Origin of the sequence: Acinetobacter johnsonii, assembly GCF_048551975.1 — a bacterium.
GTDB classification, from domain to species: Bacteria; Pseudomonadota; Gammaproteobacteria; order Pseudomonadales; family Moraxellaceae; genus Acinetobacter; species Acinetobacter johnsonii_A.
Genome location: NZ_JBIMCF010000025.1, coordinates 19,695 through 34,114, shown reverse-complemented (window position 1 = coordinate 34,114; position 14,420 = coordinate 19,695). Strand labels below are relative to the sequence as shown.

Below are 14,420 nucleotides of genomic sequence, written 5' to 3'. Positions count from 1 at the left end.
AAGCTATAATCACGTTGTGTACGTTTAACTCGTTGTTCTCGTGCATGTTCCATAAAATAAGTCTCTTAAGGTGTAAACTTATTTCAGGACGGGACAACCTTATAAAAAATAAAAGCCGATCTCATGATCGGCTTTTATACAGTAAATTATATTTATCGCGCCATTAAGGCTTCAATCTCGTCTACCGACTTCACCACTTTCGAAGTCAAATTCAGTGGACCGTTTTTGGTTGCTACGATGTCATCTTCAATACGAATACCAATACCACGCCATTTCGCATCGACCGTTTCATCATCAGGTGCAATGTACAAGCCTGGTTCAACCGTCACCACCATGCCTTCTTCATAGGTACGCCACACACCTTCTTGCTTATATGAACCGACATCGTGCACATCCATACCGAGCCAGTGTCCTGTACCATGCATATAAAACTGACGGAAACTTTCCTTTTGGATTATCTCTTCAATATCACCTTGCATAATCCCCAGATCAAGTAGACCTTGGACTAGAATGCGCACAGCAACATTATGTGGTTCTTTATACGAGTTGCCTACACGCACTGCGTCAATTGCAGCAAGTTGTGCATCGAGGACTACATTATAAAGAGCTTTTTGCTCAGGGCTGAACTTTCCATTGACGGGAAAAGTACGGGTGATGTCTGAAGCATAATATTCATATTCACACGCTGCGTCGATCAGCACCAAATCGCCATCTTTTAGCTCTTTGTTATTCTCTACATAGTGCAAAATGCAAGCGTTTTCACCACCACCGACAATGCTGTTATACGACGGTACACAGCCATTTTGACCAAATACATAATTCAGCTCAGCTTCTAGAGCATATTCCATCATGCCTGGCTTAACAGTTTGCATGGCACGAGTATGAGCTTGTGCAGAGATATTGGAAGCCGTTTGCATCAATTCAATTTCTTGTGCTGATTTAAACAAACGCATTTCATCTAAAATACGGTCTAGCTGTATCACTTGTGCAGGTGCAGCAGTCCCACGACGTGACTCTCCATTGGCAGTCGTGATCCATTTTGCTACACGCGCATCAAATTCAGGGTGTTGCCCAATACGATAGAATAATTTTTCTTTGCTTAAGAGTTTTTCAATGATTTCTTCATCTAACAAATCTATCGCATACGCTTCGTCAGCTTCATAGTCGTCTACCGCCCCATCCACACCTGCGCGGTAACCATTCCAGATTTCCATCTCGCGGTCACGTTCACGGCAGAACAAACTGTAGCTATAACCATCTTCATCGTCTTCGGCAAAGGTTTCGATGACCGCCACGGCTTCAGGCTCAGCAAAACCGGTCAGATAAAAAAAACTGCTATCAGTACGGTATTTATAGTCTGCATCACGATTACGCATCGCCACCGGGCTAGTTGCAATAATGGCAATACTGTTCGGACCCATTTGTGCGGCCAAACGATCACGGCGTTCCTGAAAATCCACTTGCGTTAGTTTCATGTTTGATCTGTCTTTTTTGTACCAAAGAATAAAAGTGCCACGCGCACCTTATATTGTACGCGCAGCAAGTCTTATGCCAATTAGCTTGGGCGATGCGGTGTAAACATTTCTACAACATTGTTCGCTTCTGTTACAGAACGATCAGCTTGTTGCTTGTTATGAAAGTGTTTAAGTAAAGAACTGTCCTCAACCGCAATCTTTTTGCGACCCACAGATAAGCTCACAGGAATTAAACGAACAAACTCATATAATTCTTGATAGCTCTCCTCCCCCTCTTCATCATCATCAGTTTCTTCAAACTCAACTGCCGCGACATCTTGTAAATGTTCGATCAGTTCCATTTCATCTGGGCGAATATGACCTGACGCCAAACCAAAGCCCAGCACTACGCCTGCACACCAATCCGCCAAAGCTTGTACACGGTCTGCGAGCGTATGCGTGTCATCGGGAAGTAATGGTAAATAGTCCAATTCATCTTCAGAAAGTGCATGTGCGACATCTTCTGCTTCATCGGCTAATAAAGCCAAAGCTTCTTCATTTAACTCGGGAATTTCCAAAGTCGTGAGGATGTGTTGCCACTCTTCACGGCTTGGTGCCTGAGTTACACAAATGATACCCGTGAGTAAACCATGTAACTCACTTGGGCTAGAAATCTCTTCAATTTTAGAAAAATTTGGCTGCCATTCTGACCAACCTGAAATATCGTCTTGCATTCGTTTATCCAATCTCTATACTTCTTATATATTACCTTTGTTTGCAACACTGTGCGACCACGATATGTTAGAAGAATTACAGCGTCTACAGGCGCATATTGGCGTTTTAAAAACGCGACTTGCTCATCTTGAAAGTGAAAATAGCACTTTAAATGCAGCCAAACTGGATGCTGAAGAACAGCATCGTTCTCAAGTTGTGCAAAAAAATGGCTTAATTACCCAGAAACAAGAACAAATTGATGATTTAACTGAGCAATTAAGCAGCGCTCAGACCCAATATCAACATTTGAACACTGATGCGACTGCTTTGGCCGATCGTTATAGTCGTTTGGAAAAAAGTTGTACTGATTTAAAAAATCGCTTTCAAGAAATCTTGGCTGAGCGTAATGAATTACGTGCAATTAGAGAAAAATTGAACAATGATCAACGTCAAGCGCAGCAAGAAATCCAAGCACTTCAGCAAGAACGTGAAAGATTGTTACAAAAAAATGAACATGCCAAAGCTAAAGTCGAAGCAATCATCCAGCGTTTGGCTATTTTAGGTACAGAGCAAGACCATCACGCGCAAGAAATTCAACAACTTGCCCATCCTACTGAAGCTGGCGAGGAAGTTTAATCATGAGCGAACCAATTACCGTTGAATTACGTGTCTTAGGCCATAGCTTTCGTTTAGTCACAACGGAAAAAGAAAAAGCCGACCTTGAACGTGCAGCTCTGCTTTTAAATGATAAATATGATGAGTTTCGCCGTAAAGCGCCACGGGTAGAACCCAGTAAAATTATCATTATGGTGGCACTAGAGTTAATGCAAGAAGTGTTGTCGATGAATAAAACACTGCAAGAGTATGCACACGCAGAACGATTACTGGCAAATATTATCGATGACGTTGCGGAACTTGTTTAAACTCGACTGAATTGAATAAAGTATCAACACTTACTTCAGTTGTTTACAGTTCGTAGCGGTGTATGAGTTGCCATCAGCGTGAGATTCGTTATACTTAAGGCAACTCTGAGGTGTTCGCCAGCGGGTCTATTCCCCTGCCGATACTTAAACTTATGGATGTGTTCTGTATATTTAGAGTGTATGCCCACTTTCGTGTGGGAAACCCAGCAAGTATACGTCGCGTCCACCTTGAACTCATCGGGTTCAGGGTAACGACACATGCAGCGGCATCTTCGGAGTCCTTTATTTAGTTAAAATAATAATTACATTCATCGCTAATACCCTTTGATTTTTATTTTTCAAGCTTATCGTTTTCATCTTGTCTCCCTGCTACCGAACAAAATGATTCTTGAATTTCTCTCTTAAAATAACGCTTTTATTGGACTATTAAATCTTTATCGAACCATTTTTCTACTTTATTTGTCCATAAGATAAAGCTAACTAGCCCCCAAATTTTAAGCATTTCCAAATGAAAAACCTGACTTAGCTGAATGCTGCATCAGGTTCATTCACATGATTTAATTTTTTAGCAAATCGATCCAATAATATGCTCTGCGTGACAAGTCACTCCCTGCTGAGCTATCAACTGAATTATCCCACTTTGATGTGCAAGTACAGCGACTTCCATTTTCATAGCCTCCATAATCGCCACTACTTGCCCCTCTACGACCTGCTCCCCGTTTTCTACTTTCCAAGCGCTAATTACGCCATTTATTGGAGCAAGTAAGTGTTCGGTACTCACTGCTGTTTCTGTAGCTGGTTGGTCTTGAGACGTCATTGTAGGGCTTTGTGCAAACATGCCCGCAGGTAAGCCTAAACGATGTAATTTCCCATCAATTTCAATATAGCTGAGTAACATCGGCTGTTGATGATTCGGAATACTGCGTTTCGCTGGCTTTAAGTCCTGTTTAAAATCATTTTCAATCCAACGAGTATGGACATTAAATGTGTTGGAAAAATCAGTTTCATTTAATACTGCACGGTGAAAGTCTAAAACCGACGCAACCCCTTCAATTTTAAATTGCTTCAGCGCACGTTTAGCACGAGCAATAGCAACCTCACGGGTTGGACCTGTGATAATCAGTTTGGCCATGAGCGAATCAAAATGACTCGACACCAAAGAGCCTGTACGAACACCTGTGTCTACGCGTACGCCCTGACCAAACGGTGCTTCAAATAAACTCAATACACCAAATGCAGGAATAAAGCCACGAGCAGGATCTTCAGCATTGATACGAAACTCAATGGCATGTCCCTGCGCTTTCGGAGTTTCTTTGATTGAAAGTTCATGACCTTGAGCCACTCGAATTTGCTCAACCACCAAATCAACTTTGGCAGTTTCTTCAGTAACAGGATGTTCCACCTGCAAGCGGGTATTAACCTCTAAAAATGAAAGCTTTCCATCACGGCTCAGCAAATATTCAACTGTACCCGCACCGACATAATTAGCTGCCTGACAGATATTTTTAGCCGAAGTTAAAATTTCTTCATAAATTGCATCGCTGATAAAAGGTGCTGGGGCCTCTTCAATCAGCTTCTGATTACGACGTTGTAGACAACAGTCACGTGTACCTAAAACCACTACATTGCCATGTTGATCGGCAATCACTTGCGCTTCAACATGGCGTGGTTGATCTAAGTATTGCTCAACAAAACACTCACCGCGGTCAAAGGCAGCTTGCGCTTCACGTACAGCCGAATCATACAGCTCTTTTACATCTTCCAGTTTCCAAACGACTTTTAAACCGCGACCACCACCGCCAAAAGCGGCTTTAATCGCAATAGGTAAACCAAACTGCTTTGCAAACTCGAGTGCTTCATCAGCATTATTTAAGGGGTCTTGTGTACCATGAACTAAAGGTGCGCCCACTGAAGCGGCTATCTTACGTGCTTCAATTTTATCACCCAACTTTTCAATGGCATTCGGTGACGGCCCGACCCACTTTAACCCTGCATCAATTACGGCCTGCGCGAATTCAGCACGTTCAGATAAAAAACCATAACCTGGATGAACCATGGTTGCTTTGGATTTTTTAGCAACATCAAGAATGGCTGGAATATTTAAATAGGTTTCACGTGCAGTTGCACCGGCCACCCCCCATGCTTCATCCGCCAGTTCGACATGCAGACTATCCATATCGTCATCGGCATATAACGCAACCGATGTAATACCCATATCACGGCAAGCATGAATAATACGAACGGCAATTTCACCGCGGTTTGCAATTAATAATTTTTCAGTAGTCATCATTCATTCTCAAAATCTGTAAATTCGGTCATTTTTTTAAATTTGATTTGGCAACCTGCTGGAATCTGTGCCACCAAGTCCCAATGATGCTTCGCTACAGCTGCAATGACGGGGTAGCCACCAGTTAAGGGATGGTCATTCATAAACAGTACAGGTTGACCACTGGGTGGAATCTGTAAGGCACCAATACAAGTTCCCTCACTTTCCAACTCATGGGTAATTTTGCGTTTCAATGGTTGCTCACCTGAAAGTCTCAGTCCAACTCGATTGCTTTCATTCGTCACAAGCCAAGCTTGCTGACATAAGCGCTCAATGCTCTCTGCTTCGAACCAATCCGTTCGCGGTCCCATCACAATGTCGAGCTCAACCACATCGCCTATTTTGGGCAAGTTCAACTTCGCAACTTCGGTGACACTGATATTTGAAACTTCAACCTGTCCTTGATAAACCGTATCCCCCATTTTTAGAGGTTCTGGTCCTAATATGGCCAAACTATCAAATGAGGCGCTATGCAGTACAGGCTGCACGTCAATACCACCACGAATCGCCAAATAATTCCTCAGTCCTGCCGTGGGTGCTTGAATCTGAAATTCATCACCTTCATCAAGGGCAATCGCTTGATAACTTTCAAAGTCTGCCTTTTGGCCATCACTAAATTTCACATGGATGTTTGAAATTGCTCCTGTAACCGCAATGACTGCGGACTGATGCATTTTGGCTTTCAAACCACCATTTAAAACTTCAATTACTGGCGTCGGAGTTGGGTTACCGACAATTCGATTTGCACTGTGCATCGCCGATACATCCATCGCCCCTGCAACACCAACCCCAATCTTGGTTTGGTTAAAACGCCCTTCATCTTGAATCAGCATCTGTAGGCTCGGTGCTGTTACCGTAAACAAAGGCATCGATTGTTTGGGCTCAACTGTACGCGTGACTTGTTGTGCTACGCTGACTGTGGTCGGTTGATGTGTGACATCTTCAAAATGTACCGTCATCCCCGGTAACAATAGCGCTGGATTTTTACGCTCTAGATCCCACATTTTTTCAGCAGTCGTACCGATCAACTGCCAGCCCCCCGGACTGTCTTTCGGGTAAATCCCAGAATATTGTCCTGCCAGTCCCAAAGAACCCGACGGTATTTTTTTACGTGGCACAGCTAAGCGAGGAATATCTGTAAAAGGTCGATCGGGACTGCTCATATAAGCAAAGCCCGGTGCAAAACCGATAAAAGCCACATTCCAAACACTTTGACGATGCTTCAAAATCACATTAGCAATTGAAAGCCCTTGTAACTCTGCAACCTGAGCAAGATCTTCGCCCGTATAGCAGATAGGAATAATCAGCTCTTGGACATTACGCTCAACGCCTGAACCGATTTTTACAGTCTGAATCGAAGTAACCAGTGTTTTAAATGTAGTCTCGATTTCATTAAAAAATACCAAAATCGTTTTTGCAGCAGGGACTAAGTCTTTAATTCCATTCAATTGCATCGTGTGCAATTTATTGTAAAACGCCAATGTTTCCTCTAGGCTGTCAAGCTCTATGAGAAAACAATCCGCGTTTACCGATAAAAAACGCATGTGCCTATCCTTTTTAATTGTTCTTTCGTCCCGCTTAACCTATCCATGCACGATCAGGAATGTCGGTAATGAACATATGACCGGGTGCATGGCTTATGGCAAAAGGAATTTTTGAGTTCATCACCGCCGCTTGTGGGGTTACACCACAAGCCCAAAACACTGGAATTTCCCCAGCCTCAATACGTGAAGCATCGCCAAAGTCTGGCTGATTCACATCACGAATGCCTAAACCTTCAGGATGTCCAATATGCACAGGCGCACCATGCACACTCGGCATCCGTGCTGTAATTTTGACGGCATCCGCGATTTGATGGGATGGAATTGGGCGCATAGACACCACCATGTTGCCCGAAATACGACCCGCAGGCTGACATTGAATATTACTCAAATACATCGGTACATTGGTCTGATCATGGATATGACGAACTTCAATACCTGCTTCTTGCAATGCAGTTTCAAAAGAAAAACTACAGCCAATTAGAAGTGTCACCAAGTCAGGATGTGCATGATAAATGTCACTCGCATCCGAGACTTCATCGACCATTTCACCCTCTTTCCAGATACGATAGCGTGGAAAGTCGGTGCGTATATCTGAGTTTTCTGCCAGTCTTGTGGCATAAACACCTTCCTCTAACACATCTAAAACAGGACAGCTTTGTGGATTACGATGTGCATAGAGTAGAAAATCATAAGCCCAATCTTTAGGCACCGAAATCATATTGACCTGCGTCATGCCCGCGGCCATACCTGCCGTTGGTTTATCAAAGCCTGCACGGATTTTTAAACGTGCGGCTAAAGCGGCTTCAAGCTGCGCTGAATCGACTTGAATATCCTTATACATTGCGTACTTCCTCATGCTTTAAGACAAAGGGACGAATTTCAATATGATGATTTAGCAGTTCAGCTTTAATCGCAGCCGACATCTCTAAAGCACCCGCGGTGTCACCATGTAAGCAAATCGTGTCCGCTTGAATCGGGGTAAATACACCATCAATCGACTCAACGCCACCATTTTTCAACATAGACACCACACGGCGTGCCACAAACGCCGAATCATGTAAAACAGCCCCATCCGAACGACGTGAAACCAATGAACCATCACTGTTATAAGCACGGTCTGCAAATGCCTCAGAGACAACTTTTAAGCCTGCCGCACGTGCTTGTTCAACCAAGTGGGAACCTGCCAGTGCCACCAAAACCAGTTCGGGGTTATACATTTTAATGGCATCAATCACCGCAGCGGCTTGAGCTTGATCGTGTGCAATGGTGTTATACAGTGCGCCATGTGGTTTTACATATTGCACTTGAGAACCAGCCACTTTAGCTAAACCATCCAGTGCAGAAATTTGATACAGCACATCAGCAATCAACTCGTCACGTGACACATCCATATTACGTCGACCAAAACCGACGAGGTCTGGATAAGATACATGCGCGCCAATCGTGACATTTAATTCAACAGCTTTATCCAGTGTCTTTAAAATACCCAGCGGATCTCCTGCATGAAAGCCACATGCAATATTGGCACTGGTTACAACAGGTAGAATTTGGTCATCATTGCCCATTTTCCATGAACCAAAACTTTCACCTAAGTCACTATTTAAATCTACAAACATGGCTTAATTCCTTTATCACTTCACCGTCGTCTAGCTTAAAGTTTGGTTAAATAATTAAAGACTGTGGTAAAGGACATATAGCCCATCCACCATGTCAACATACACGTGAGTACACCCAAAATAAGTAACCATTTTGGATAGTTATAATTCCCCATCATATCTTTACGACAAGCAGCTACATAAACAAAAATAGTCAAACCGATTGGCAGTACCAAGCCATTAAAGCCACCAACGAAGATCAACAATCCAGCTGGGGTTGCGCCTAGTACGACATACAGCAATAACGCTAAAGCGATAAATGTAATGGTAGTGTAATTAGTCTGTTTGGGACTGAGGTTTTTCTTAAATGCAGTAAAGAATGAAACCGAAGTATAAGCGGCTCCAATGGTGCTACTGATGCCAGCTGCCCAGAAAATCAGACCAAATAATTTATAACCGAAAGTCCCTGCGGCATATTGAAATGCTTGAGCTGCTGGATTGGCATTATGGCTGGCTAAATCGATACTTGCACCACTCACAACAACACCTAAGAAAGCTAGAAATAGTACATAGCGCATGATGCCTACAACCACAATGCCTTTGGTTGCTGCTCTTGCGACTTCATCAATATTTTCAGGACCAACTGCACCTTTATCCAGTAAACGATGGGCACCTGCATAGCAGATATAGCCTCCAACCGTTCCACCAACAATCGTGGTAATGATGGCAAAATCAATTTGGTCAGGTGCAAAAGTTTGCTGCACTGCCTGCCCTACTGGTGGCATGACAATCACGGCAACAATAATAATGAGAATAATCTTTAGCAATCCTAGAACAATCATGCTCTTATCCATCGCTAACGTGGCTTTTCTAGATGCGAAAATTAAAATGGCTAAAGCACCACTTAAAATGCCACCCCATTTAGTGTCCAAACCAAATAATGCATTGAGACCTAAAGCTGCGCCTGCAATATTACCAATACTGAAGAAGAAACCACCCAAAATGACCAGAAAAGCCAGTAAGTAACCGCTGCCCGGCAAGGCTTTATTGGCAATATCCGAGGCACGCATTTGCGTCAGCGTGACGACACGCCAAATATTTTGCTGAACTACATAATCAATCAAAATAGACACGAGAATGGCAAAGCCAAACGCCGCACCCAATTTCACAGTAAAGACCGCGGTTTGAGTTAGAAAACCAGGTCCCATGGCGGAGGTTGCCATCATGAAGATTGAAGCAACAATGGCCCATTGGCGATCTGATAAAAAAGAAGATTTTAATAAAGACATATTTAATGCGTTCCTCGTCCATTTGAGCTTAATAACGCTATTTTCAAGTTGAACCAAGAACATCATTTTGTTTGCAAATTCTGTTCTTAAATCCCTTTAACTGACAAAGATTCTCTGTTGCCCAACCAAAGCCATGGCGGATCAAATCTTCTATTTGAAATAAGAACATAGGCAAGCGCGATGAACAATACGACTTTTTACATCCATTATTAAATCTAAATAACTGTATTTTATTATTTTTTATTTATTAAAAGTCTGATGATAAATTTTACTTATCACACACGATAAGCTGTGTTTATGGTTTTGCAAACAAATTCCGTTTTGAGATAAAGAAACATCGCTTGTCAAAAAGCTACGTACGCCTCAATTATTTTTTAATTTTCTCAAGCAGTCTTTTCATTGCACTTTCAGAAACAGTGACTGCGACATCGGTTAATTTCTCTTTCAAGGCTGCATCATTGCCTTGCATATAAATCGAGGTGAAATGAAAGGTTTTGAGCTGGATCGGGGTATTTAAAATTTCCAAGCGACCATCGGTAATTTCCTTTAGCGCCGTTAAGGTCGGCACAACGGCGATCCCCAAACCTTGCTCCGCAAGACGCAATAAGGTCGCAAGCGAATAACTGGTAATTGAAAGCGGCTCATCCAGTGCCTGTTCTTTCATTTTGGCCTTGAGCTCTTTATAGGGATAGGTAATTTTCGGGTAGGTTAAAATGGTATGAGACATCAATGCCTTAAACGACATTTGACCCACACCACCTTTAAAAGATGGAGCTGCCAAGAAGCTCAGTTCAAAGTCACACAGCGCCTGCTCTACACACTCGAAAGCCAAAGTCGGGCCCAGCAAAAAGGCCATGTCCAAATCCCCTGTACGCACACCTTCTTGCAAATTTGGGGTTAAATCCACCACAATTTCCACAGAAACTTTAGGAAACTCTTTTTGTACTTTTTCGATATATTCAACCAGCCACGTATAAACGATCGTCTCGGAAACACCTAAACGAATTGTTCCTGTTAGGTACTGGTTTTCAGTCAGCTCGGCCACCAAATCGGTTTCCAAACGCATAAACTTTTCAGCATATTTAAACAGAGTCATGCCTTTATGAGTGGGTTTAAGCTGTCGAAAGCTGCGATCGAGAACTTTAAAACCTAGATCATTTTCAAGAGAGGTGATTTTTTGTGAAACGGCAGGCTGGGTCGTTTGTAATTTTGTTGCAGCCTTATTGAAACTATTTAAGGTCACAACCCAATAAAATGCTTCTAGATTTTTTAAATTCACCCTGAATCCTGCCTTTACTACATCCCGCTTATAGTACGGCAGTTCCCCCTATTTTTTAAGTTACTGTTTTATATAATTTCAAAATGTCATACGAGATGACGCTCATTCAAGCGCTATGCCTTACCCAAATACATGAATTGTGCGTCTTTTACAACCTTACTCGCTCGAACCGGATCAAGGCTCTTTAAATCAAGTTGAATCAAGAAAAGAGGCTTGAAAAATTAATGTTTATTCGCGCTGCGCTTCATTCCATCACCAATCTTCAAAAAAAAGCACCTTTGTTGAAAAGATGCTTATTTTGAAACTCAACTTAAAAAGAGAACGCAAGAATCTAAAAACGCTTATTTACTCTTCTGTAAACGTAAAGCATTTAAGACTACGGACAATGAACTCAATGACATCGCCACCGCAGCGAACATTGGGGTGAGTAATAAGCCTGTTAATGGATAGAAAATTCCTGCTGCCACAGGTACACCCAAACCGTTATACACAAAGGAAAAAGCAAGGTTTTGTTTCATATTACGCACACCCAGTTTCGCCATATGTAGCGCATCGGCTGCGCCACGAATATCACCTTTAACCAAGGTCACTTGCGCGGTTTGTTTCGCGATATCAGTTCCATTGCCCATGGCAATTCCGACATTGGCTTGTGCTAAGGCTGGTGCATCGTTAATGCCATCTCCCGCCATCGCGACAATTTTACCTTGAGCCTGATATTTCTTCACGATGTCCAGTTTTTCTGTTGGTGAACAGTTGCCATAGACTTGTTGAATACCCAATTCCTGAGCGACCAACTGGGCATTTTGTTCATGGTCACCTGTTGCCATGACCACTTCAATACCATCATCAATCAACTGTTGAATGACTTGATGCGCATTGACCTTAATCGCATCGTGAATAGAAATATAAGCCAGCACTTCTTGGCTTTTACTTAAGAAACTGATCACATTGCCTGTCGCACGTTGGTGGTTCAACTGGCTTTGCAAAGTATCATCTAGAGTAATGCCGAGTTGCTCAAGCAGCTTTTGGCTACCAATATAGAGGGTTTGCTCGCCAATCTGACCTTTGACACCAAAGCCAGTAACATCCTCAAAGTCTGCCACTTTAAGCAATTGCTGTGCAGGCACAATTTGCGTCAAAGTCTGTGCAATCGGATGACTTGAATATTGCTCAATCGAAGCAATCCACTGTTCTACTTGTCCTTGTTCCACATTTGGGCTGAGCAACTGAATTTCTTTCAGGCTTGGTTTACCTTCAGTCAAAGTCCCTGTTTTATCGACAATCAGGGTATTCACTTTACTTAAAGCTTCAATCGCTTCTGCATCCTTAAACAGTACCCCTTTCTGCGCTGCACGCCCTGTAGTAGCCATCACAGACATTGGCGTCGCTAAACCCAGCGCACATGGGCAAGCAATAATAAGTACCGCCACCGCACACATCAGAGCCAAGTCAAATTGTGCACCACCAAAGATCATCCAAGCAGCAAAGGTCAGCACACTAATCAAGAGCACGATGATGACAAAGTACTTGGCAAACACATCGGCCAAACGTTGTAACGGTGCTTTAGAGCGCTGTGCTTCTGCTACCGTTTGAATCATTTTCGCCAAAGTGGTATTCGCCCCGACCGCCGTAGTTTGAATACGGATACTGCCTTGTTGATTGACCGTACCGCCGATTACCGTGTCATGTATTTGCTTTTTCACAGGTACAGGTTCACCTGTCATCATGGCTTCATCGACATAGGTTTTGCCTTCAACCACCACACCATCCAGTGGGATCTGCTCGCCCGAGGAAATCTGTAAAATATCGCCTTGTTTGACCATGCCGATATCCACTTCTACCACTTGATCGTTTTGAACCAACTTAGCTGTGTTGGCTTGCAGTTTGAGTAAGGCTTTCAGTGAATCTGCAGTCTTGGCACGTGCTTTTAACTCCATGATTTGCCCAAGTAAACTTAAAGACACGATCATACAGGCTGCTTCAAAGTACACTGCAACGCCATGCCCAGTTTTGGCTTCCATTGGAATCACACTTGGGAAAATCGTTGCCACGACACTATAAATATAGGCCGCCAACACCCCAACACCAATCAGGCTCCACATATTTAAGTTGCGGGTTTTATACGAAGTCCAGCAACGTTCAATAAAGGGTTTACCTGCCCACAGCACCACAGGAGTCGCAAGGACTAACTCAATCCACGGCTGAATATGCGGTGAAATGAAACTATGAATGTGCGAACCCATCGCCAGTACAAATACAATCAACGTCAGTGATAAAGTCATCCAAAAGCGATGGCTAAAGTCCACCAACTCTGGGTTGGGTGCATCATCTAAAGTCGGTTGCATCGGCTCCAATGCCATACCACAAATCGGACACGTCCCCGGTCCTTTTTGTACAATTTCAGGGTCCATCGGACAGGTATAGTCCATATCCACAGCCCCTTCAGGCACAGGACGCTGATCGGGTGGAATCAGATAAAACTCAGGATCCCCTTTAAACTTATCTAAGCAGGAAGGATTACAGAAATAATAAATCTGTTGCTGATAATCCGTTTTTAACTCTGTATTAGGATCGACTGACATACCACATACGGGGTCAATAAACTCAGCTGATCTAGATGGAGCAGTATGTTCATGCTTTCCTCCACCACAGCAACTTGCTTTGTTGTCTGATTCTGTTTGCGGCTTAGGCTTACAACAGGATGCTTTTTTCTCAACTACTTTCGGGGTCGACCCACAACAGTCTGAAGCTTTAACTACAAAATCTGAACGTTCAGCATTTACATAAGCCTCTGGATTAGCAACGAATTTTTGCTGACATTTTTCACTACAAAAGTAGTAGTTCTGCCCCTGCCACTCGGTGTGAGGTTTGCTTAAATCCGTTACGGTCATACCGCATACTGGATCAATAAATTTGGTCTTCTCCGAGCCTAACTCTGGCTTTGAAACTGCAACCATAGCCCCATCTTGAGGTTGCAAAGATGCCTCAGCTAAATCCACTTTGGGTTTACTGCAACAAGCACTGGGCGCTTTTTCTGATGTTAAATAAGCCTCTGGGTTGGACGAAAATTTCTTTAGACAGCTCGAACAACAAAACAAATAACGAACTGATTGATGCTCATACACATGAAGAGAGTCCTCTGCGACCGTCATCGCACAGACAGGATCGATATTCACCACCATCGGCGCTAATTTCTGTTTGGAACAGCAAGAAGTCTTGTGTTGTTCACTCATTCTGACTCACCTTTTATTTTTGATTGTGTTAGCATAAAGTCTGTACCTAGGTACTGAGTCAAG

The 14,420-nt window shown here is 43.1% G+C and carries 10 protein-coding genes, 1 other RNA gene and 1 pseudogene; 3 read left to right on the top strand and 9 right to left on the bottom strand.

Features of this window, described 5'->3' with window-relative positions; all coding sequences use genetic code 11:
• Positions 1-152: 152 nt before the first annotated feature.
• Complete coding sequence (pepP, locus tag ACG9ZB_RS14490) at positions 153-1,475, bottom strand: Xaa-Pro aminopeptidase (RefSeq protein WP_419326464.1); 1,323 nt, start codon at positions 1,473-1,475, stop codon at positions 153-155.
• An 80-nt stretch (positions 1,476-1,555) separates the two neighbouring features.
• Complete coding sequence (locus ACG9ZB_RS14485) at positions 1,556-2,188, bottom strand: UPF0149 family protein (RefSeq protein WP_419326463.1); 633 nt, start codon at positions 2,186-2,188, stop codon at positions 1,556-1,558.
• Between the two features lie 64 nt (positions 2,189-2,252).
• Between ACG9ZB_RS14485 and ACG9ZB_RS14480 the strand changes: the two genes are divergently transcribed.
• The 3 genes from ACG9ZB_RS14480 to ssrS all read left to right on the top strand — a co-directional run bounded on the left by ACG9ZB_RS14480 (position 2,253) and on the right by ssrS (position 3,374).
• Positions 2,253-2,804: a hypothetical protein gene (locus ACG9ZB_RS14480; RefSeq protein WP_419326461.1), complete on the top strand. Its 552-nt coding sequence runs from the start codon at positions 2,253-2,255 to the stop codon at positions 2,802-2,804.
• Between the two features lie 2 nt (positions 2,805-2,806).
• Positions 2,807-3,091, top strand: coding sequence for a cell division protein ZapA (locus tag ACG9ZB_RS14475; protein ID WP_004694243.1), 285 nt, complete (start codon positions 2,807-2,809; stop codon positions 3,089-3,091).
• A gap of 99 nt (positions 3,092-3,190) precedes the next feature.
• A non-coding RNA gene (gene ssrS / locus ACG9ZB_RS14470) (6S RNA) lies at positions 3,191-3,374 on the top strand.
• A 282-nt stretch (positions 3,375-3,656) separates the two neighbouring features.
• Here ssrS and ACG9ZB_RS14465 read toward each other — a convergent pair.
• From ACG9ZB_RS14465 to ACG9ZB_RS14435, 7 genes and pseudogenes are all read right to left on the bottom strand, one after another.
• Positions 3,657-5,378, bottom strand: coding sequence for an acetyl/propionyl/methylcrotonyl-CoA carboxylase subunit alpha (locus ACG9ZB_RS14465; RefSeq protein WP_419326467.1), 1,722 nt, complete (start codon positions 5,376-5,378; stop codon positions 3,657-3,659).
• A complete protein-coding gene (locus ACG9ZB_RS14460; RefSeq protein ID WP_419326460.1) occupies positions 5,378-6,961 on the bottom strand; it encodes a 5-oxoprolinase/urea amidolyase family protein in 1,584 nt (527 codons plus the stop codon). Before ACG9ZB_RS14460 ends, ACG9ZB_RS14465 begins: the two co-directional genes overlap by 1 nt.
• Positions 6,962-6,995: 34 nt before the next feature.
• Positions 6,996-7,802, bottom strand: coding sequence for a putative hydro-lyase (locus ACG9ZB_RS14455; protein ID WP_419326458.1), 807 nt, complete (start codon positions 7,800-7,802; stop codon positions 6,996-6,998).
• Complete coding sequence (locus ACG9ZB_RS14450) at positions 7,795-8,577, bottom strand: LamB/YcsF family protein (protein ID WP_419326456.1); 783 nt, start codon at positions 8,575-8,577, stop codon at positions 7,795-7,797. Before ACG9ZB_RS14450 ends, ACG9ZB_RS14455 begins: the two co-directional genes overlap by 8 nt.
• 35 nt (positions 8,578-8,612) lie before the next feature.
• A pseudogene (locus ACG9ZB_RS14445) lies at positions 8,613-9,867 on the bottom strand (NRAMP family divalent metal transporter).
• 345 nt (positions 9,868-10,212) lie between these two features.
• Positions 10,213-11,124: a LysR family transcriptional regulator MumR gene (gene mumR / locus ACG9ZB_RS14440; protein ID WP_419326455.1), complete on the bottom strand. Its 912-nt coding sequence runs from the start codon at positions 11,122-11,124 to the stop codon at positions 10,213-10,215.
• A 341-nt stretch (positions 11,125-11,465) separates the two neighbouring features.
• Complete coding sequence (locus ACG9ZB_RS14435) at positions 11,466-14,357, bottom strand: heavy metal translocating P-type ATPase (protein WP_419326453.1); 2,892 nt, start codon at positions 14,355-14,357, stop codon at positions 11,466-11,468.
• Between the last annotated feature and the right edge of the window lie 63 nt (positions 14,358-14,420).

Coding starts and splice junctions, on each gene's coding strand:
- ACG9ZB_RS14450 (WP_419326456.1), bottom strand. CDS start 8,577: ATGTTTGTAGATTTAAATAGTGACTTAGGTGAAAGTTTTGGTTCATGG.
- ACG9ZB_RS14475 (WP_004694243.1), top strand. CDS start 2,807: ATGAGCGAACCAATTACCGTTGAATTACGTGTCTTAGGCCATAGCTTT.
- ACG9ZB_RS14480 (WP_419326461.1), top strand. CDS start 2,253: ATGTTAGAAGAATTACAGCGTCTACAGGCGCATATTGGCGTTTTAAAA.
- pepP (WP_419326464.1), bottom strand. CDS start 1,475: ATGAAACTAACGCAAGTGGATTTTCAGGAACGCCGTGATCGTTTGGCC.
- ACG9ZB_RS14465 (WP_419326467.1), bottom strand. CDS start 5,378: ATGACTACTGAAAAATTATTAATTGCAAACCGCGGTGAAATTGCCGTT.
- ACG9ZB_RS14485 (WP_419326463.1), bottom strand. CDS start 2,188: ATGCAAGACGATATTTCAGGTTGGTCAGAATGGCAGCCAAATTTTTCT.
- ACG9ZB_RS14460 (WP_419326460.1), bottom strand. CDS start 6,961: ATGCGTTTTTTATCGGTAAACGCGGATTGTTTTCTCATAGAGCTTGAC.
- ACG9ZB_RS14455 (WP_419326458.1), bottom strand. CDS start 7,802: ATGTATAAGGATATTCAAGTCGATTCAGCGCAGCTTGAAGCCGCTTTA.
- ACG9ZB_RS14435 (WP_419326453.1), bottom strand. CDS start 14,357: ATGAGTGAACAACACAAGACTTCTTGCTGTTCCAAACAGAAATTAGCG.